At 42.1% G+C, this 22674-nt stretch carries 11 protein-coding genes; 7 read left to right on the plus strand and 4 right to left on the minus strand.

What is annotated here, in order from left to right; all coding sequences use genetic code 11:
• Positions 1 to 44: 44 nt before the first annotated feature.
• The 4 genes from AB6735_RS06695 to AB6735_RS06710 all read right to left on the minus strand — a co-directional run bounded on the left by AB6735_RS06695 (position 45) and on the right by AB6735_RS06710 (position 9223).
• A complete protein-coding gene (locus AB6735_RS06695) occupies positions 45 to 2903 on the minus strand; it encodes a sugar-binding domain-containing protein (RefSeq protein ID WP_370995090.1) in 2859 nt (952 codons plus the stop codon).
• 110 nt (positions 2904 to 3013) lie between these two features.
• Positions 3014 to 4531: a RagB/SusD family nutrient uptake outer membrane protein gene (locus AB6735_RS06700; RefSeq protein ID WP_370995091.1), complete on the minus strand. Its 1518-nt coding sequence runs from the start codon at positions 4529 to 4531 to the stop codon at positions 3014 to 3016.
• Between the two features lie 27 nt (positions 4532 to 4558).
• Positions 4559 to 7864: a TonB-dependent receptor gene (locus AB6735_RS06705; RefSeq protein ID WP_370995092.1), complete on the minus strand. Its 3306-nt coding sequence runs from the start codon at positions 7862 to 7864 to the stop codon at positions 4559 to 4561.
• 213 nt (positions 7865 to 8077) lie between these two features.
• On the minus strand, positions 8078 to 9223 hold the full coding sequence (locus AB6735_RS06710) for a FecR family protein (RefSeq protein WP_370995093.1): 1146 nt from the start codon (positions 9221 to 9223) through the stop codon (positions 8078 to 8080).
• Positions 9224 to 9377: 154 nt separating this feature from the next.
• On the opposite strand from AB6735_RS06710, the gene AB6735_RS06715 reads away from it, so the two are divergent.
• The 7 genes from AB6735_RS06715 to treY all read left to right on the plus strand — a co-directional run bounded on the left by AB6735_RS06715 (position 9378) and on the right by treY (position 22574).
• Positions 9378 to 9971 carry an RNA polymerase sigma factor gene (locus tag AB6735_RS06715; RefSeq protein ID WP_370995094.1) on the plus strand — a complete coding sequence of 198 codons (594 nt, stop codon included), beginning with the start codon at positions 9378 to 9380 and terminating at the stop codon, positions 9969 to 9971.
• Positions 9972 to 10062: 91 nt separating this feature from the next.
• Positions 10063 to 10266, plus strand: a complete 204-nt coding sequence (locus AB6735_RS06720) for a hypothetical protein (protein WP_370995095.1) — start codon at positions 10063 to 10065, stop codon at positions 10264 to 10266.
• A 271-nt stretch (positions 10267 to 10537) separates the two neighbouring features.
• Positions 10538 to 12739, plus strand: a complete 2202-nt coding sequence (locus AB6735_RS06725; RefSeq protein WP_370995096.1) for a hypothetical protein — start codon at positions 10538 to 10540, stop codon at positions 12737 to 12739.
• A 183-nt stretch (positions 12740 to 12922) separates the two neighbouring features.
• Positions 12923 to 13996, plus strand: coding sequence for an ATP-binding protein (locus tag AB6735_RS06730; RefSeq protein ID WP_370995097.1), 1074 nt, complete (start codon positions 12923 to 12925; stop codon positions 13994 to 13996).
• A gap of 488 nt (positions 13997 to 14484) precedes the next feature.
• Positions 14485 to 16614: a glycogen debranching protein GlgX gene (gene glgX, locus AB6735_RS06735; protein WP_370995098.1), complete on the plus strand. Its 2130-nt coding sequence runs from the start codon at positions 14485 to 14487 to the stop codon at positions 16612 to 16614.
• Positions 16592 to 18436: a malto-oligosyltrehalose trehalohydrolase gene (gene treZ, locus AB6735_RS06740; protein WP_370995099.1), complete on the plus strand. Its 1845-nt coding sequence runs from the start codon at positions 16592 to 16594 to the stop codon at positions 18434 to 18436. Before glgX ends, treZ begins: the two co-directional genes overlap by 23 nt.
• Positions 18429 to 22574, plus strand: a complete 4146-nt coding sequence (treY, locus tag AB6735_RS06745; protein ID WP_370995100.1) for a malto-oligosyltrehalose synthase — start codon at positions 18429 to 18431, stop codon at positions 22572 to 22574. Before treZ ends, treY begins: the two co-directional genes overlap by 8 nt.
• Positions 22575 to 22674: the final 100 nt, after the last annotated feature.

Raw genomic sequence — 22674 nt, forward strand, 5'->3', positions numbered from 1 at the left:
AAAGAAAGGGGCTGCCTCACTTTTCCGAGGCAGCCCTCATTACATTATTTATATAATGACTCAATTTTTTGAATATCAATTTTTTGTTCGGGCAAAAATTGATCGCCGGTCATATAGCTTTTAAGGCTATATAATAACTGCCGGGCTTCCGGTCGTTTATCCAGATCAGATTGGAGGTCAATACCTGAAACAATCAGCTTGCCATTTCCCGCTTTACATTCAAAAATTAAACCGAGCGGTCTTGCTGTAACCCAATCATCTACTACCCGTACAATCGGCTGTAAACCATTGGCCACCGAATCAAGTTTAATAGCGTTGGAGTGTGACATGGCATCCCACCACTGCCAGTTACTATAACTTTGAGTAGGAAATTCCTTTAAAGCAGGATGCCGGGGATCGCATAAAATACCTAACGTAACAGGAGGTTGGCTTTTGGTCCAGGCTGTATTCCAGAATATGCTTGAAAAACCGATGGCAATATCGCCGCCTTTATCTTTTTTAAGCTGACCTTTTTCAAGCGTTAGCAACACCTTTCCGCCTTTGTTTAGCAACTCAATTGCCTTGTTATCAATGGTGTTGGTAACCATAACATTCTGGCCAATTTGGGGCAAAGCAGCCGGGTAAACAAAAAAATCCCATGAATTTTCATACCCGGCAACAGCTACGGTTAAGGTAAGTTTAGCAGGCTTTGTTATCGAGTTAAAGGATTGATTAATTACACCCAGTTTTATTCCGTTGCCAAAAGGTATCGTAGTACGCTCTAATGCTCCCTTAAATAAAACATCGCCTGCATTATTCTTGATATTCCAGTTGGGTATTACGTTTGTTAATTCCTGCGGGCCAAATTGCGCTATTTCTATGGGAACCGTTAACACTTCGTTATTAAGATAAACCATTTTTGGAAAGCGGGCCAGGGGAACAACCGCATTGCAGAATTTGCTGTATTCTTTCCCGGTGATGTATCCCTTATCGCCCCAAAACGGATTAAGTACACCTACTAAAGCTGTGCCTTGTCCTGGAAAATCATTTAAACCCAATAATTGAAAGCCACCAAAGCCAGGTGTACGTAAAGCAGCCTCTATATCTGCCTTATAACATAAAGCTTGCAATTTTCCCGAGGCAAACAAAAAATCGGCAGCCAAATTGCCCATGCCATGTTTTTTAAGCACATCATCAAAAATTTCAAAATTCTTTGCTTTTAACACGCCGTCATATTGAGCTATTTCTTTAAAATCAGGGTAAACACACCATTGACCTATTTCATGGCTTACTGTTGGATGTTGCCACTTTTTAATAATATCGGTCCAGTCGTAGTCGGTTTTAGGCGTCTGGCTGTTGATGATACTTTTTAAACCCTGACCCCATCCCTGGATACGTGGATCTGGTGTACTATTATAAGCGCTGCCGGTAATAATTGGCCAGCCCGAACCGGTTGAGTATAGTCTGCGGGGATCCTTCTTTTTCCAATAATCCACAAAATCTGTCAGATATTTAACCAGGTTTTTACCGGCAGGCTCATTACCATAGGTCATCAAGCAGAAAGACGGATGGTTACCATATGCTTTTACTATTCTGTTGCTTTCATCATAAATATACTGATCCAATGGTTTCCCATCGCCAATAGTGGTGCCCTGATTAGCCCAAGAGGCGCATTCAATTTGAAAATAAAAGCCCACCTGGTCACCGGCTTCAAAAGCAGCTTCAGGAGGGCACCAGGAATGAAAACGCAAATGATTTAATCCGTATGATTTGCAAATATTTAAGATCCGCACCCATGATGCAACATCAGTTGGTGGAAAGCCTGTTTTAGGATAAGCAGCACATTCCAGCGTCCCCCTCAAAAATGTAAGCCTGTTATTAATGGTAAATTGTGTGCCCCGGGCCGAAAACTCACGCATCCCAAATGTAACTGACCGTTCATCCTTTCCGCTTTTATCAGTAGTTAGGCTGATGGTCATTTTATAGGTATCAGGGGTAAATTCGCTCCATAATAAGGGTTGTTCGCCCATCGGGTAAGTTATTTCAATAACTGTATTTTTTGCTACGGTCAACCTTTTGGTAAGTGCTTTTAACGCTTGCGGCTGTTTTGGCGTAGCCAACAGATTTACATTAACATTGGCGGCCTTACCAGTGGTATTCTTGATCTGAATGCGGGCTTTAACCTGTTTCTTCTTAATATCGGGATACAGTTGCACATCATCTATATACACAAGCGGTTTGGGCTGCAAAAACAGCTGCCCTATCATGCCATTCCAGTTGGTTTGGGTATGATCAGAAATGCTGTGCGAATTTTGCCCCACGTTAAAATCCTTTACCCGGTTATCAACCCTGATGGTTATTCGATGCTGACCTGGCGATAAGGCATTGGAAAGATCAAAAATCTGGGCGGTTGAAAGGCTGTTTTGCATCCCGATCTGTTTATTATCCACCCAAACAGTTGTTTCCCAATGGCTTCTTTCAATATATAACTCAATATGCTTTTTATACCATGACGAAGAAATATTTACCTTTTTTTGATACCAGGCTGCCCCCTTATAATATTTAACCGGCTGCAACCAGAATGGCACCTTGACATGGCCAGGCTCACGGTATTGTGCATAATCCGGACTATGGAACCAGGTGGAATCTTCGATACTTCCTGTCCAGGGGGTATGAGTTGTAATATCATTCCCTTTCCCATTAGTGGTCATTGAACCGGGAAGGGTGACTTTGTCATTCAGTGTGTTTTTATACCATTGTTGCGTTATGCCTGCATCCAGCGAATCAATTTGAAACGCCCAGCTACCGGAAAGATCTATTCTGTAATCTGTTGTTAATGAGCCATTTTTTGACTGGCCTTTAACAATGGTTATAAGCGCTAACTGCAAAAAAACAATTAACAAAAGCAAGCTTAGTTTTCTCATCTGTTTATAATTGGTATTTAAATTTAACAGAATGATCTGGTTGCTTTCATACATGAAAACAACCAGATCATAAAAGTGAAAAGGTGACTTAAGTAATAATCAATTGATTACTACCAGTTGGGGTTTTGTTTTATCAGTGGATTACTGTTGATCTCGTTTTGTGGAATCGGGAAGTAATCATATTTACCGGCAACAAAAAACTGCTTTCCAACTTTATCACTGTTGCTGATCTCCTGAGCCAGTTTACCCCAGCGTTTCAGATCGTAAAAGCGTTGATTCTCCCGGGCAAATTCAATCATACGCTGGTGCATAATTTCGGTCATCATTTGATCCTGGCTATAACCGGCTGGTAAGTTAGCAAGTTTTGCCCTATCTCTTATTTGTTTTATATAAGGGTATGCATCCTGTACCTTTCCTTGCATAGTCAATGATTCAGCCAGTAAAAGCAGCACATCAGCATAGCGCAAGGCCCGCTCATTATTACTTGATGTGTAATCAGAAGCGCCGCTTGATCCGGCAAGCTCATTAACCTGATTATAGTTCTGATACTTTTTAAACATGGAATGATATCCAAATACAAGCTTGTAACTGCTGAATGGTTTTTGGTAAAAAGTGGCCCCCGGATAATCCCATATCAGCGTAGCATACATGCGGGGATCAAAATCATTGGCCGTGGTTTTTTCCTTTTGAAACTCATTAAAAAGCTTATCAGTAGGGCTCACCTCAAACCATCCGCTTACCTCTGATGGTGCAAACTCCTGTGCAGTAGTAACGCCTAATGCTTGTTGTGCATTTTCGCCGGCCCAGGGGTTGGTACCGCCAACATCGGCCAGTTGGATCTCAAATACAGATTCCTGGTTGTTCTTTTTGGTGGCAATAAAGTTATCCCCATAATCAGGCATCAATTGATATGACATGCTGGTTACCTGTTTTAGCGTAGTTTCGGCATTAGCCCAGGCTTTAGTATACACATAAGCCTTACCCAGATAAGCCAAAGCAGCACCCTTGGTTGCCCTGCCTATCCATTGTGATGAGTATGACACAGGCAGATCGGCGCTCGCAGCGGTAAAATCTGCAATAGCCTGCTTCCAAATTTCGGCTTCCGGTGATTTAGCTGTGAAATAAGCATCTTTATTTGCCGGAACAGTCAGGATCAAAGGGGCATCACCAAAGTTTATGGCCAGGATAAAATAATTTAATCCCCGCAGAAACTTTGCCTCGGCAACATATGCCTTTTTAACATTAGCATCCAACGGAACCTTATCAATGTTTGCTAATATTTGATTAGCCCTGAAAATAGCCCTGTAGGATATGTTCCATAAATCATTGGCAGGACCATTGTCTGGCGTGTTAGTAAATGTTGATAGTTTATACAGGTCGGCCACATCATTTCTGATAAAAAAGTCATCGCCGCGGCCATTAGCAAGTTCAATACCCCTTACGCCCCAAAAACCGCCATTTACGTCCCTTAGCAACCCATAAGTGGCTGCAAAAGCACTTTGTACATCGGTTTCAGTCTTCCAGAAAGTTTCGTTAGTTATTTGATTGGGATTTTGAAGTTCTAATGTGCTTTTCTTACAGCTGCAAATTATGGCAGCTATACAAAATATGATTATTGAATTTTTCATAATTTAAATTTTAATAGCGCTTATTGATTACAATGACAATTGAAAACCCAGAGATATGGTTCTGGCCAGCGGATAAGCCACATGCCCAAAATCAACACCCCGGTCAAGAATGTTCAGTGGATCAGTCCCCGCCCTACCCAGATCAGGGTTAAAACCGGTATAGTTTGTTATTGTAAAAAGGTTATCAGCGCTTGCATAAACACGTAAAGACGTTATCCTCATTTTTTTCACCAATGCATTATTTAATGTGTATCCGATTTGCAAAGTTTTCATTCTTAAATAGGAGCCACTTTCCAGAAAACGGGTTGATGTCCGGTTATTAAAGTTAGGATCGCTGGTAATCGCTCTTGGAACGTCAGAGTGATTGGTAGGTGTCCAGGCGTTAAGCATTGATTTGGCATAATTAAAATCAAGGTTGGTGCTTTCCAGATCCTGCCTTAAGCCATTGTATATCTTATTACCCTGCGAACCCTGGAAAAACATATTGATATCAAAACCATACATGGAGGCATTGATGCCAAAACCATACTCAAAATTAGGGAATGGGCTGCCCGCGTTAACTTTATCGTTATCGTTTATCTGGCCATCACCATTAGTATCCTGAAATTTAACATCACCCGGGGCGGCGTTAGGCTGAATCGGCTTGCCATTTTTGGTATAACTATCAATTTCGGCCTGTGAATTAAATATGCCAATATCCTTTATCAGGTAAAAAGAGCCTATGGAGCCACCGGCTTCGGTTAGCGTACTGGAAGCGCCGTGGTGTGTAGGTTGCCCGCCAAAAATTTGCTGTGTGCCGGTACCCAGCGCTATTACTTTATTTTTCACCGCGCTTATTGTACCAAAAACGCCATAGTTTAATTTGCCTATATGATCATTAAAATTAACACCAACCTCTATACCTTTATTACGCAGGTCTCCGGCGTTTACAACAGGATATGATACTGATCCAACAGAGCCGGGTATAGGAACCCTTAACAAAAGATCGGTGGTTTTTTTAATAAAATAATCGGCTGTTATATTCAGTTTATCCTGTAAAAAACCTATATCTAAACCAATGTTTGAAGTTTTGGTACTTTCCCATTTAATGTCGGGATTGGCTAAAGCTGTTTGAATTGCCCCGAACCATTTTTGCTGATCTGCGCCTATAACGTAATTTATATTTGATGCAACGGCAGCAATATACTGGTAATTATCAATTTCCTGGTTTCCCAGCACACCATAACTCGTCCTTAATTTTAAAGTTGAAACTGTGTTTTTTAAAGATCCAAAAAAGCTTTCATTTGAAATATTCCATCCCAATGCAATAGAAGGATAATCGCCGTAACGGTGCGCACTTCCAAATCTCGATGAGCCATCGTGCCTGAAACTGGCGGTTAACAGATATCTGTTGTCGTAAGAATAGATAGCTCGTCCAAATATAGATACCAAATTATTTACTTTTTTGTTGCCACCACTGGTAGAGATGCCGGCGCCGGCATCTATCTGGTCAATGCCATCTGGCAAATCTGTTCTGCCTGCCGCTGTATAATTATCGGTAGTGCTTTGATAAGCATAACCGGCCAATGCCTGTATACTATGTTTGCCAATATGTTTATCATAGTTCAAGGTGTTTTCTAACAAAGTCATTACATTTTGATCTTTGCTCAAACTAATATCATTAGTTGGATGTGAGAACAGAGTGCCTACTACATACCTTTTAGAGTAATCATAGTTGCTTGTAAAACCATTGGTATAACCCAGGTTTAGTTTATAGTTTAAACCGGGTAAAAGATTTACCTGGGCATAAGCATTAGTTATGATATTGGTAAACTCGCGGTTAATATTTTCCAGATTTAACTGGGCAACCGGGTTAGCCACGTTAACCACAGGGCCATAAGCTCCGGCGAAACCACCTAAAGCTGTCGGGTCATAAATTTGAAAAACAGGGATCATTTTTGCGGCAGAGCCTACCGGGTTACCACCCTGGCCACCCCAGCCACCGGGCATAGTGATAAATTTTTCTCTTGATAATAATACTGTTTCTCCAAATTTCAGGCGACCTTTGGTGGTTTCTGTTTTAACGCGTAAATTATAACGTTTATATCCGGTTACATCTACAATACCCTGCTGATCGTTATATCCGCCCGACACACTGTATTTGGTGGATTCACTGCCACCGCTTACAAGCATATTATATTGTTGAACTGGGGCTGTTCTGTATATGGCATCCTGCCAATCGGTACCGGCACCCAACTGATCCGGGTTTTTGGCAATATCAAGTCCTGGTAAGCCGGCATTATCATGGGCTGCATTACTTACTGTAGCCCATTCCTGTGCATTCAAAACATCAATTTCATGCGCTATTTTTTGCTTACCATAATTTGCGGTAAACTGTACTACTGGAGCGCCATTCTTACCAGCTTTAGTGGTAACCAGTACCACACCATTAGCGGCCCTTGAACCATATATGGCCGCGGCTGAAGCGTCTTTTAATACATCAATTGATTCAATATCAACCTGGTTTAAGTAGTTAATACTGGCCGTTGGCACACCATCAACAATATATAATGGAGCCCCGTTTCCTAATGTACCAACACCCCTGATCATAATACGTGTTCCTGCACCCGGATCACCACCAGCTGCTTCTATGGTAACACCGGGCATTTTACCCTGTAATGATCTTGTAACGTCACTTACACCCTGAGCCTTTATATCAGAGCCTTTGACCGACGCAGTAGCGCCTGTTAAATCTGATCGTCTAACCGTTCCGTATCCAATTACTACTACTTCATTTAAAGCGGTTTGAGCCTCCTGTAGCTTTACATTTATTTCGGTGCGGCTATTGATGGCAATTTCCTGCTTCGTAAAGCCTAAAAAGGTAAATTCCAGTACACCGTTGGCGTTATCAACGGTTAAAGCATACTTACCGCTGCCATCGGTAATTACACCATTACTGGTACCTTTTATTTTTACGCTTACACCAGGCAGGGGCTGTCCCTTTTCGTCAGTTACCACACCGCTTATTTTTACGGCTTGCTTTGGGGCATTGTCTGTTACAGCCTTTTTTCGTAAAACAACCGTATGTTGATTTATTGTATAGGTTACAGGCTGATTGGCAAAACATTTTTCAAGAACCTGTAAAAAAGGCTCGTTGTTTACCGATAGGTTAACCTGCCTGGTTTCACTAAGCACTTCTGTTTTATACAGAAAGTGGTAACCCGTTTGCTGTCTTAATTCTTCAATAACCTCTTTTAACGAAGCGTTCTTGAAATTTAAGCTCACAGTTTGGGCATTAGAGGTGGCGCTCACCTGCATGATGGTGGTAATTAATAAAATTAACACAAGTTTCATCACCCTAAAAATTTTAAATGGCATACAGGAGATCCTCCTGCATGGATATGCAATATTATCTTTATACATTTGGAAAAGGTTTAATTAAAAATTGGTTGTATTAGCAATTGGTAGTTACCTTTTTAGCTGCTGAATAAGCAGAAATATTAACCGGGGGCGCTGCAATCGCTCCTGGTTTTTATGGTAACTTATTATATGGTAATATAAGTAAGCTTATGGCATTACGGTGATCCTCCTTCCTTCTATTTTAAAATGAACTGTGCCTGTTAATTCTAATGATTTTAATACATCTGCTGCGCTGTCAAAGCGCGAAACGGTACCTCCAAAATCCTTTTCGTCTATCTTTCCCTCATAAACAACCTCCACATTATACCAGCGCGAAATCTTCCGCATAATACCCTGTATGTTTTCGTTGTTAAACATAAAATATCCATTTTTCCAGGCAACGGCTTCCTCCGTATTAACACGGTGCACGTCAAATGTTTGTTGCTGTCCCAGTGAGGCCTGTTGTCCGGGTTTTAAGTATGCTTCGTGATTGGCAGTAACCAGTTTTACCGATCCTTCTAAAAGTGTGGTATTTATAGCTTCTTCATCCTTATAGGCGTTTACATTAAAATGGGTACCTAAAACTTCTATACCCATGTTATTCACGGCAATTTTAAAAGGCTTATTTTTATTTTTTGCAACTTCAAAATACGCTTCGCCTGTTAGTTCTACCTTTCTTTCGCTGCCCGTGAAAATAGCAGGAAATTTTAAGGAAGATGCTGCATTGAGCCACACTTTTGTCCCGTCAGATAAAACCACCTGGTACTGTCCGCCACGAGGTGTAGTTATAGTATTATAAAGTGTTACCGCTTTTTTTGCATTGGCATCTTTTGCATTGTAAACTAACTTCCCATCGGCTAGTTTACCAACTGATGCGCCTCCCTGTTTGGAGAGAAGCCCTTTTTTAGAGTCGTTAAGATCGATATTTGAGCCGTCAGAAAGTGTTAGTGTTGCCTTGTTAAAGCCAGGAACTATCTGGCTCTTATTGGTTAATGATGGGTTTTTAGTGATTTTGTCTGATGATGGTTGAACCTGATGGTAGATTATTAAGCTAAATGTGAAAACAACAATTGCAGCCGCTGCGGCAAACCAACGCATTTTATTCAAAGTTTTTTTTTCGGCAGACGAAATCCGGTTATTTAGTTTATTTAATATTTCATCCTCAATTTGTTGTTTATTTCCCATTTCGGTACTCCATGGTAAATCCTTTAGTTGAAAACTATCCCGATGGGTTTCCAGCAACTCAATTTCTTCCGGCGTACACTTACCCGAGGTGAATTTCTCATACAGGTTGATAAAATCTTGCGGGGTCATAGGAAAATATAATGGTTGTTTAAGAGTAGAGACTTTTTTAACGGTGCACACACATAAATAAAAATATTTTTTTATTTATGTGTAAGTGATGGATTAATTGTTAGATTAACATTTTATTATAAATAAAATTCCCTAATTTTATTTAACCAATTATATGCTTTTAAACAAATACTCCGATTCTGAATTGTGGGAGGCAATAACTCTTGGCGATTCAAAGGCATTTCAAATGCTTTTTGAACGTTATTGGGCTGTTATATACGGCACGGCTTTCTCATATTTAAAAGATAAGGAAGCTTGTTCAGAAATTGTTCAGGATATATTTTTAAATATCTGGCAGAAAAGAAATGAATTTGAAATCTCATGTTTTAAAAACTATCTCACCAGTGCGGCAAGGTATCATGTTTATAAGCAATTAAAAGCAAAAAGATCATCGGCTATTTTATATATAGAAGATTATGATCATGTTACAACCCCGCATCAGGGTATTAATCACGGTGATGAAAATATTACCTACCTGGAGCTGGAACACTCTGTTGAAACATCACTGTATAATTTACCTAAACGTTGCCGGGAAATTTTCATATTGAGCCGGATGGATAACCTGACTAATGATGAGATAGCCCAACAACTCGGGATATCAAAACGCACGGTAGAAAATCAAATAACACAGGCATTGAAATTTCTTAGATCATTCTTAAAGCATACAGCCATGATAATGCCTTTAATTACCAAATTCCTGTTTTTTTAGCTGTACGCTCTTGCTTGAACCATCACTGTCGGTATCAGATCAGCTTCACTGAAAGCACCAGTCGCAGGTAAAGTGTTTTAGCGGACCGCTGATGACTGGCAAGGCACTCACCGTAGCGATCGCCAATTCCTGTCAGGTTGTGACAAAGGCATCAGCCGATATCAAAAACCGGTCACCGGTACGAAACAGCGCTACCTGGCCTGGCGCATGGCCCGGCACAAATATCGCTTGCCATTTGGGTAAAAATGGAACACTGCCATCAGTAGACAGGGACAGCATTGTGTTTTTGGGATAACTACGTAATTTAAAGGGGAAAACCACGAAGACCGCGCGCATTATACGCATTCTGAAGATCCGACAATCTCCGGCACAAAATTGGTGTTGTGTGGTAAACAGCTTATGAAAAAATATGAAATCCAGATAGAATATAAGGATCACCAGCTGACGATCACGGTTGAGGATGCTTATGAAGCGCTAAAAACAGCTATCCTCGCTTCCAAATAACAACAGCTTTATTCCCATCGGGTATTTACAATGAATTATGGAACATTAAAAACTACTGAACTATGACTACCGGAACATCTTTATGGGCAACAAGTGCCATCAAACAATTATCAGATTCTGCTGATAAACCGTTGCACCGGCATTCGGCCGGCGGCTTGCCCTTCGAGGTAAAAGTATTGGGCGATTCCCTTTGGGTGACCAGTAGTTTTGATGGCCGCAACCATATGGCATTTAGGGCCGCTTACTCGCCGGATGGTTTCAACAAAATTGAGGTTGATAATAATGAAACTAACGCTATCTCTATTAACCTGGTGTCGGCAATTGGCGATTACAAGGTCAGCATTAACTGGCCGCAACAAGAGCAACCAATTCTGCACTTTACTACTTCTTTAAATTTAGCCTGCAACTCCTTTATTCCTTTTTGGCCAAGGGATATTATCGCTTACGGAAAAAATGAGCCTGCCGGTGAAATTCACATCGCGCAAACCGGCACACGTTCAGGGCTGCTTTATAGTTCTTTTAAAGAACCGGCAGCCGGGTGTTTCCTTTACCTGCAAAACCTGACCGCGCTGAGTGCTTACAATATGGATACGGAAACATCAGCGGGCGGCATTGTCGGGGGCCAATGGCCGGAAATGGGATTGAGTTTGCCGCCAACAAAGGATAAACCTTTGCAAAAAGGAAAGACCTATGTAGTCTCCGATGTCTTTGTCGCTTTTAGCAAGCAGAGCCCCACTGATCAGTTTGAAATAGCCAAAGGGTTCCTTGAAGCGCTGGCCAACCTCTATCTGCTGTTGCCCCGCCCTGAAACGGCTTACCAGGATTATCTGGGTGTCTTGCCTAAGGCGCTGTATGACCTGCAAACCAATAAAGGCTGTTGGTCACATCGCAGTGGCCATCCCTATCTAAATGCTTATCTGTGTGATTACCAAACTCCACCGGAAATAATGGTACAACTGGCTGTGCTGTTGCCTCTACAGGATTATATGCGCTGGAGCGGCGAAACTTGTACCATAGCGCAGGAAATCTCGGACGGTCTTTCGGCTTTTTATGATGAGCAATTGGGCACCGTCATGCGCTGGCTGCCAGCTGAAGAACATCGGCTGGATAAGTCCGAAGAACAAAAGACACCTAAGGTGATGGATGCATGGTACCTGCATCACCCTTTGCTTAATTTGGCCAGGATGGCTCAAGCCGGCGATGACCTGGCTAAGCAGCTTTTGCTGAAATCTGTAGATTATGCCATCAAGGTTGCACAGCATTTTAACTACTGCTGGCCGGTATTCTATCAAATGGATACCCTGGAAGTTTTAAAAGCTGAAACCAAGCCAGGCGAAGGGGGTGAAAAAGATGTGGCTGGTCTATATGCGCATGTTATGCTCCAGGTTTGGGAGATCACCAAAGAACAGAAGTATTTTAAGGAGGCTGAAAAAGCAGCGCAAAGCTTGCCACAGCATGGTTTTAATGTGTTTTATCAGGCCAACAACACTATGTTTTCTGCCAAGGCAATGATCTTGTTATATAAGGAAACCAAAAAGGAGCTGTACCGTGACCTCAGCTACCTGTTCCTGGCTAACATATTTAAAAACGTGGCTTTATGGGAATGTACTTATGGATTTGGGAAAAATTTCCCAACGTTTTTTGAACTTTTCCCACTGAATGATGCGCCATATACCGCCGTGTATGAAGAACAGGAAGCCTATGCCGGCGTGCATGAATTTCTGAACTACGCCCAGGGCGTTGAGCTGCTGCCTGCAGTAAATTTGTTGATCGCCGAATTTGCACGGTATGCTGTGCACCGGATGATTTATTATTATCCGCCGATGCTGCCACAGGAAATGCTTGCAAAAGAAGCTAAAACGGGCGAATTGGATCCGAAACTGTGGGTTGCCCTGGAAGATATTCATGACGGCTGGGAACAATCCGGCGGTGTAGGCCAGGAAGTATATGGTGCCGGCCTGGCTTTCGGTATTGTGCCGCGCCAATATATCCGTATACCCGGTCACGATTTTATGGTCTTTGTAGATTATCCGGTATTAAACCAGAAGATTAGTGGTAAAAGCCTGCACTTTGACATCAAAGGAGATGAGCGCCTTACCTGTAGCCTGCGGATCATAAAACAAGGAAAGAAGCAATTGCCGACTATCAAAATTAAAGCTGGTAATACCGCCGATCAGAAACACCTGAATGATATCAAGCAGTTGAAAGAAGGTATTGAATATAAGTTGCATGGGAATCAGCAGGTGTCCATCAGTTGGGAGTAAGCGGCGCGATTAATTAAAAATGGTTTATATGAATTTGTAAATCGAAAAACCCACGCTTTATTAATTTCGAATGCATTCCGGATTGATGATTTTGCTGATCCAGCGTTAGTTAAGATAATCGATAGTAAAAACATATTAAATCAATTTCATTCTGAGAATGTTATAGGGAGAGATGTTTTTATCATGCCAAACATAGACACTGACATTTTTCGGCAAATCGGCCAAATATCCGATGATGTGTATTTTATTTATGACGGAGGTCATCAACGATTTCTGTATATCAGCGTGGCATTTTCAACAATATGGGGTTTACCGTCTGAGCAGGTAATTGCAGACCCATCCTTACTTGTTGAAACCATTCATCCGGACGACAGGGCTTATGTAATCAGTCTATATGAAAGCCTCTTTAAATCAAACGGTCAGCGAAAATTCGAGTTTAGAATATTGGGCCACGATAAACAAGAGAGATCTATCTATTTAACCACATATACACTTCATCAAAAAAGCAAGAAGTTCCTTATAGCCGGAATCGCACAGGATGAAAGTACTTTGAAGAATAACATTGACTATGCCGAAAAGATAAATGCCAGAAAGAATTCTACGTTAGTGATCCTGGCTCATGATCTTAAAGGCCCAACGGGAATTATAAATATGCTGGCATCGTCTCTTAAAAAAAATGTTGATGATAAAACTGCCCAAACTCTGCAGACAATCCAGGACCTATGCGTACGAAACACAAACCTTATTAACAGCCTTCTAAACCAGGAGTTTCTTGAGTCACCAGAAGTTAAACTAAGAAAGGAACGAATTGATCTTATCTGGGCCATTAATGATATTATTGAGCTCTACAAGAAGTCGGCAGACGTATTATCGAGAAAGTTTATTCTGAAGAGTCCGCACAAAAACCTGTATCTGCAGGTGGACGGGCTAAAGCTCATGCAAGCTATTAATAACCTGATATCAAATGCTATCAAATTTACTAAGGACAATGGAACGATAGAAATCACTGTCAAATCTCGGCGTTCTTCAGTATTGATCGCTGTGAGGGACGACGGAATAGGTATTCCCAATGATCTTCATCTGTATCTGTTTGATAAATTTACAAGAGCCCGTAGAAACGGCCTGCGTGGTGAAGAAACTACCGGCCTCGGGATGGCGACTATAAAAGCCCTGGTGGAACTCCATAACGGAAAGATATGGTTTGAAAGTGAGGAGGGTAAGGGATCAATCTTTTACATGGAACTTCCACTCAATTAATAGCTCTGGTACAAATAATGTTGGGGTTCAAAAACAGGGTCAAATGGCTTAAGGTTGGAATTTCAATCGGTTTCGAGGTCAAGCGGTTTATACTGGGAACCATCATAGTCAAACGGCTCCTTTCTGGAATTTTCCGGATTGAATAACCAGAAAGATCACGACAAAGAAGTAGCGTTGCCTACTGCACCTTTCGCGGGGTAAGCGCCGTTTTCTACTTGCGGCGATATGTTTGTAATGATTACTCTTTGCTTGCCGTTTTGAACCATATAAATTTCGTTTTTAGCTGACCGCACAATAACATCAGTTAGCAGTGCTTGTCATGTAAACAACCTGATCCACAGCAAAAGTTTTTAATAGTTAATCATATAGTAATATTTTTAATTATAAATATAAAATTTAAGTTTATTAAAAACCTTTTGGAAATATTTTAATTAATATAAAGCCGGCAAGTATCCTGCCAGGCTATTAAATAGTATTAATTAATTTCCATGAGTTCAAAATTGTTACCGGGAAAGCCATATCCCTTAGGCGCAACATTTGACGGGAAAGGTGTAAACTTTGCCCTATATTCCGAAAACGCTACAGCTGTAGATCTTTGCCTTTTTGATACCGAAAAAGAAGAAATAGAATCAACGAAGATCCGTCTGACCGAAAGGACCGATTTTATCTGGCATATCTATGTCAAAGACCTTAAGCAGGGACAACTATACGGCTATAGAGTTAGCGGCCCTTATGAGCCTGGAAATGGCCATCGCTTTAACTATAATAAGCTTCTGTCTGACCCCTATGCAAAGGCGATCGCAGGTTCAATTCAATGGGATGATGCTTTGTTTGGTTATGAAGTGGGCAGCGAAGATGAAGATTTAAGTTTCAGTGAAAAAGACAGTGCACCTTTTGTTCCTAAATCCGTTGTCATTGATCCGCATTTTGATTGGGAAGGTGACGAATCACCCTCTCTGCAATATTACAATACGGTGATCTATGAAACTCATGTTAAAGGATTTACTTATTTGAATCCAGAAATTCCTGAAAATATCCGCGGAACTTATGCTGGTATTGCCCATCCAAATACGATTAAGTATTTGAAAGACCTCGGTATATCAGCTATAGAACTGATGCCGGTTCATCATTTCGTTTCAGATCGGTCGCTTAAAGAAAAAGGTTTAAGCAATTATTGGGGTTACAACACACTCTGCTTTTTTGCGCCTGACGCCCGGTATTCGTCCATGGGAGTTCGTGGGCAACAGGTGAATGAGTTCAAGGAAATGGTTAAGCAATTGCACAAGGCAGGAATCCAGGTGATTCTTGACGTTGTATACAATCATACCGCCGAAGGTAACCATCTGGGGCCAACGCTTTCATTCAAAGGGATCGACAATGCTTCTTATTACCGGCTAACCGACGATAAACGCTACTACAATGATTATACTGGAACGGGTAATACGCTTAATGCCAATTTGCCCAATGTACTTCGGCTTATGATGGATAGTTTGCGGTATTGGATCACCGAAATGCATGTTGACGGTTTTCGTTTTGATCTGGCTTCTACGCTTGCCCGCGAATTGCATGAAGTAAACCGGCTTAGCGCTTTCTTTGACATCATTCATCAAGACCCGGTTATTTCTCAGGTGAAGTTGATCGCCGAACCCTGGGATGTGGGAGAAGGCGGTTACCAGGTGGGTAAGTTTCCGCCGGGTTGGGCAGAATGGAATGGAAAATACAGGGATTGTATCCGTGATTACTGGAACGGATCTGAAAATATCATCTCAGAATTTGCTGACCGCGTTACCGGTAGTGCGGATCTTTATCAGGACTATCGCCGCCCCACCGCCAGTATTAACTTTATTACCGCCCACGATGGCTTTACGCTGCATGATCTTGTTTCGTACAATGAAAAGCATAACGAAGCCAACGGCGAGGATAACAATGATGGGGAAAGCCATAACCGCTCATGGAACTGCGGAATTGAAGGCCCAACCGATGATGAGGCCATCAATGCATTACGATCAAGGCAAAAAAGGAATTTTTTGGCAACTTTATTTTTGTCACAGGGCGTACCGATGCTGGTTTCTGGAGATGAGATCGGCCGAACACAAGGAGGTAATAATAACGCATATTGCCAGGACAATGAGATTTCGTGGCTCAATTGGGAAAATGCTGATCATGATTTGCTGGAATTCACCCGCAAGCTCATTCATTTGAGGAATGACCATTCTGTATTCTCCCGCAAAAACTGGTTTAAAGGCGTACCCGCAAAGGATACAAAAATTGAAGATATCGCCTGGTTCCTGCCAGACGGTACCCAAATGGAAGAACATCATTGGCATGACAGATCTGCAAAGTCTGTTGCCATATATCTCAGCGGTGAGGGCATCCGTAGTGTAGATTCGGAAGGTAACCCGGTTATAGACGATGATTTTTACCTCATCTTTAATGCGCATCACGAAGGCTTGGATTATAAGATTCCTAATAAGAAATACGGTTTGCTCTGGAAAGTTGTGATGGATACCAGTAAAACGGAAGATCCAGGGTTAAAGGAATTCAAGCCGGGGGATACGATTCACGTTGAAGGCAGGTCTGTTATACTTATTCAAAATGAAAATAAACGTCATGGATGAACTGATGATAGATAGACGAGGCATTGGTGTAAATTTTAACTTAAATGGAAAGACCCAAATATTGGTTTGGGCGCCCAAGGCCAAAAATGTGCTGATTCGTATAGAGGAAAACGAAAATTTAACACTGGAAAAACAAGATCATGGTTACTGGCAATTGATTACGGACTGTTTAAAGCCGGGAATGAACTATCAGATGGTGTTGGATGAAAATGTATTGCCCGATATCACGGCATTATGGCAGCCAGAGGTTCATGGAGCTTCAAAAGCTTTTGATTTGAATGAGTTTGTATGGAAGGATCAGCATTGGCAAAATATACCATTGGAAGAGTACATCATTTATGAATTGCACACCGGAACCTTTAGTGTGGAAGGTACCTTTGATGGCATTGCCGAAAAGCTGGATTATTTACAATCACTGGGCATAACCGCCATTGAATTAATGCCGGTGGCTCAATTTCCGGGAGAGCGGAACTGGGGTTATGACGGCGTTTTCCCCTTTGCCGTTCAGGAAAGTTATGGTGGCCCTTTTGATTTACAACGGCTTGTCAATTCCTGCCATGAAAAAGGATTGGCCGTAATACTGGATGTAGTCTACAACCATCTCGGACCAGAGGGGAATTACCTTGCTGAATACGCTCCTTTTTTTACCGAAAAATACAAAACACCCTGGGGGAATGCCGTGAATTTTGATGATGCGGGTTGTGATGGTGTCCGCCGGTTCTTTATAGAAAACGCTTTAATGTGGCTTCGCGATTTCCATATTGATGCACTGCGCATGGATGCAGTTCATGCTATTAGAGATTTCAGCACGAAACATATTCTGGCGGAGTTAAAAGAATACGTTGACCAATTAAGCCAGAATAGCGGCAAGAAATATTACCTGATTGTGGAGTGTGATCTCAATGATCCGCGTTTTGTTAACCCGCCAGATAAAGGAGGCTATGGCATGAATGCTCAGTGGACCGATGAGTTCCACCATGCCCTGAGAGTAACTGCCGGGGGTGAAAAAGAAGGCTATTACAGCGATTTTAATGGGATCGGCGATCTGGCCGAGGTTTTCAATCATGCGTATGTTTATCATGGTCAATATTCTGCACAGCGGGATAAATCATTTGGTGCCGACCCTACTTACAACCTTGGGGAGCAATTTGTGGTGTTTTCTCAAAACCATGATCAGGTAGGCAATCGGATGCTGGGTGAGCGTTCAAGCCAGCTGTTTAGTTTTGAAATACAAAAACTAATGGCGGCAACAGTTTTCGTCAGCCCGTTTTTACCCATGCTTTTTATGGGCGAAGAGTATAGTGAGCCCAATCCATTTCTTTATTTTGTTAGCCATACTGATCCCGAACTGATAAAACTTGTGAGACAGGGACGAAAGCAGGAATTTGCGGCTTTCCATACGAAAGGTGAAGCGCCGGATCCGCAGGCCGAGAAAACTTTCAGAGACTCAAAATTAAGCTGGCACGTGCTTTCACAGCCGCTGCATCAATGTATGCTGAACTACTATAAGGCGTTGATCACTTTGCGAAAAAGCCATCCCGCATTGCGTACCACTAACCGCGATAGATGCCGGGCTGAGGCCGATCAAGAATCGCGGGTGTTATCAGTGTCGCGTTCGCAAGCAGGCAGTTCTGTCCTCTGTTTACTTAATTTCTCAGAGGAGGCACAAGAGGCCCCTCTGCCCCAATATCGTAACAGTCAAATCATCTTTAATTCGGCTGACCGGCAATGGAACGGACCAATTGGACGAGATATCAAAATTGACCGCCCAATAATCAAATTGCCACCAGCAAGCATTTTAATATTTGAACAATATGTTTAATCCCATTTCTACTTACCGCCTGCAATTTCATAAGGGATTTACCTTTAAAGATTTTAAAAATATTTTGCCTTATCTCCATAACCTCGGGGTGAAAACAATTTATGCATCCCCTGTTTTCGAAGCAACACCGGGCAGTAATCATGGTTATGATGTGGTTAATCCACATCGAATTAATCCCGAAATTGGAACCTTAACGGAATTGGAAGAAATCAGTTCTGTTTTAAAAACGCTGGGGATAAGCTGGCTACAGGATATTGTGCCTAATCACATGGCTTTCCATTCAAATAATAGTTGGCTGATGGATGTTTTAGAAAACGGCCGGGATTCACAGTATGCGGATTTTTTTGATATCCTATGGGGTGTTGCAGAATTTAAGGGTAAGCTGATGGTGCCTTTCCTGGGCAGCCCCTTACCAGATTTGATCAAAACCGGTGATATCAGACTCACTTGGAATGAAAAGGGGTTATTTCTGCAATATGCAGAACAGTTATACCCGGTCAACCGACATACCTATCTCCGTTTAATTCAATTAAACGGGAATGCAATACCGACGGAAATTAAACGTATTGCCGCAAAAAAGACCACCTCCGGCTCTATTAAAAACAACCTGCTTGCGGCAAAGGGTAGGGAAGCCGTCAAGCTATATTTGAACTCGGCGCTTGAATTAATTAACAAAGATCCGGACTTACTGCAAAAGGTTACAGATGAACAATACTACCGGCTTTGTTTTTGGCAAGAAAGTGATAAAGCCATTAATTACCGGCGTTTTTTTACGGTAAACAGCCTCATCTGCCTGAACATACAAAAGGAAGAGGTATTTCATGAATATCATAAATTCATAAAGCAACTCCTGGATAAAGGGATATTCCAGGGGCTAAGGGTAGATCATATTGACGGCCTATATGATCCTGCCGGTTACCTTTTTCGCCTACGTGAGATGGTTGGCACAGAGACATACATTGTTGTAGAAAAGATACTGGAAAGCGGAGAGCAATTTCCGCAGGAATGGCCGGTACAAGGTAACACAGGTTATGATTTCCTGGCTATCGTCAATAATCTGTTAACATCGGCGGATAGCAAAAAGCAGTTCACAGATTTTTACCGGCAGATTGTTGGGAACGCGCGACCGGTTGCAAAGTCCATCCTTGAAAAAAAGGCTGCAATTCTTTATCAACATATGGGTGGTGAGCTCGAAAATCTATATCAGCTTTTTATTGATCTGGATCTTGCCAAACAAAACAAACTTCGAAAGATTCCGGCGGCTCATATGAAATCGGCGATTGCAGAATTTTTAATCAGATGCCCGATTTATCGATTTTATGGCAACCGGATGCCCTTGAGTAAACAGGAGTCGGCTAATGTTGTCGGCTTACTTGATGCGGTTAAAATGGCAAAGCCTGAACTGGAAGAGGCCACTTCGTTACTAAGGAAAGTGTTAACCCGCCCTCACGCCAATGAACAAAAACGCGCCGCTGCCTTAAGGTTTTATCAACGTTGTATGCAGTTTACCGGGCCGCTTATGGCAAAAGGGGTAGAAGACACATTAATGTATACCCATGAAAGGTTTATTGCTCACAATGAGGTGGGCGATTCGCCAGGAGAGTTTGGTTTAAGTATCAATAACTTTCATCAACTGATGATCGAACGCCAGGCAAAGTGGCCACTTTCATTAAACGCAACCTCCACCCATGACACTAAACGAGGAGAGGATGTGAGGGCTAAACTGAATGTACTGACCGATATGGCCGAAAAATGGTTTCAAACCGTAACAGAATGGCAGCGCGAGCATAAAAAGTTTAAACGAAACAACGCACCAGATGCTAATGATACTTATCTGATTTACCAAACGCTGGCAGGAGCTTTCGCCTTACCCGGACAGCCACAGGATAACTTTACGGAACGACTTGCAGATTACATAGCTAAGGCCTTGCGTGAAGGTAAAGTTAACAGCCAGTGGGCAGAACCCAATGAGAACTATGAACAGGCAACCCTCGCCTTTACCGAGGGCATACTTAATGCAGGCGGGCGCATTCAGAAAAGCCTCGACGCTTTGCAGGCTAAATTGGCCGACCATTTTGTTATAAACTCATTAGTGCAACTATTACTTAAAGTCACTTGTCCTGGCACTCCGGATATATATCAGGGATGCGAACTTTGGGACTTCAGCCTGGTTGACCCGGATAATCGCCGTCCGGTTGACTTTGGGATAAGGAAGCAGCAGTTGAATGCGGCACGCAATTATGACCTTAAAACCTTGTGGGCAAATCGTTACACCGGATCAATAAAAATATGGCTCACCGATAAATTATTGCACGAACGCGCTCAATATGCAGATTTGTTTTCGGCCGGAATATATATTCCCTTACAAGTTAGCGGAAAATACAAAGACAATGTCATCGCTTTCGGCAGGCGCCATCTGCGCAATTGGATGGTCGTGATAGCGCCATTACATTTAGCTAAGCTAACAGACCAGCCTTTTGGTTTTAATTGGGAAGACACCCAGGTTGTATTGCCTGATGACATTCCGGTGCAATGGACCGCAGTATTGACGAACGAAAAAAGCATTTTCAATGGTCATATTTCGGTAAGTGAAGCCTTACAATTATTTCCCGTATGTGTTTTAAGAGCTCAAGTACAACAAAAAAGAAGCGCGGGCATCATTATGCATATCACCTCGTTGCCCTCGCGTTACGGTATAGGCGATATGGGGCCGTTTGCGCGGCAATTCGCAGATTTCCTGGCCGATGCGCAACAAAGTTACTGGCAAGTATTACCGGTTAATCCAACGGTAGAAGCGGCCGGTTACTCACCTTATAGTGCATCTTCAAGTATGGCTGGGAACACCTTATTAATAAGCCCGGATGATCTGGTTGATGATGGTTTGCTTGATGCGGATGAAGTGTTCCGGTATTATTTGCCCGAAACAAACACAGTCAATTTTGAAGGTGCGCAAGCTGTTAAAACAAAGTTATTTGATATTGCATATCATCATTTTACTAAAAGTGCGTCGGCAGATGACCTGTTAGGTTTTGACCGTTTTAAAGCGAAAGAAAGTTTTTGGCTGGATGACTTCGCTTTATATGAAACATTGAAATTGCATTATAAAGGTAAGCCATGGTACACTTGGGATGAAGCTTTCAAAAGGAGGGATAAACAGGCATTGGCCTCTTTCGGGAAAGCTAATCAGATTGAGATCGATTTTATAAAGTGGCTCCAATTCAAATTCTTTAGCCAATGGACAAAGCTCAAAATATATAGTAATCAACGGGGCGTTCGTTTTTTGGGTGATATGCCGTTCTATGTCAGTTATGATTCAGTTGATGTGTGGACGCATCCTGAAATTTTTAGCCTCGACAAAAATAAAAATATGGCCGGAATTGCTGGCGTACCTCCGGACTATTTTAATGCCAATGGCCAGCTGTGGGATATGCCTGTTTACCGTTGGGATAAACTGGAAAGCACTGGCTACAGTTGGTGGATAGACAGGATGAAAAAGAACCGTGAGTTTTTTGACCTGATCCGACTGGATCATTTTCGCGCATTTTATGATTACTGGGAAGTGCCCGTGGGTGAAAGCGTAGCCATAAATGGTAGTTGGAAACCTGGACCAGGTAGCGCCATTTTTGATGCCTTTAAGCAAAGTTTAGGTGGATTACCCTTTATTGCAGAAGATCTGGGTGATGTTAGTCAGGGGGTATACGAATTGCGTGACAAGATTGGCCTTGCCGGCATGAATTTGTTACATTATGCGTTTGGAGATGATATGCCCGTTTCTGTTCATATACCGCATAACCATGTAGTCAACAGCGTTACTTATACCGGAACCCACGACAATAATACCACCCTGGGCTGGTACAAGGAAAATACAACTCCAAATGAGCGAAAGCGATTGGCAAGCTATCTTCGTACCCGCATTAATAAAGGGAATGTTAGCCGTTTACTTATGGAGCTGTGTTATTCTTCCGTTTCGGCTATCGCCATTATACCATTGCAGGATGTTTTAGGATTGGATGCAGAAGCACGTATGAACATGCCCTCAACTAAACGTAACAACTGGGGCTGGCGATTGCTAAGCAGACAACTTAAGCCAGAAATAGCGGCAAGAATTAGGCGGTTGGTTAAATTGTATAATAGATAGGGTATGAAAATACATTGAATCAAGCATTCGGGGCTGATCCCAAAAAGGCGAAAGTCTGGCGACCAGCTGCGAGCCATTGCAGCTGGTCGTAAAATTTAAT

The sequence above is a fragment of the Mucilaginibacter sp. RCC_168 genome (genome assembly GCF_041355315.1).
Classification (GTDB): Bacteria; Bacteroidota; Bacteroidia; order Sphingobacteriales; family Sphingobacteriaceae; genus Mucilaginibacter.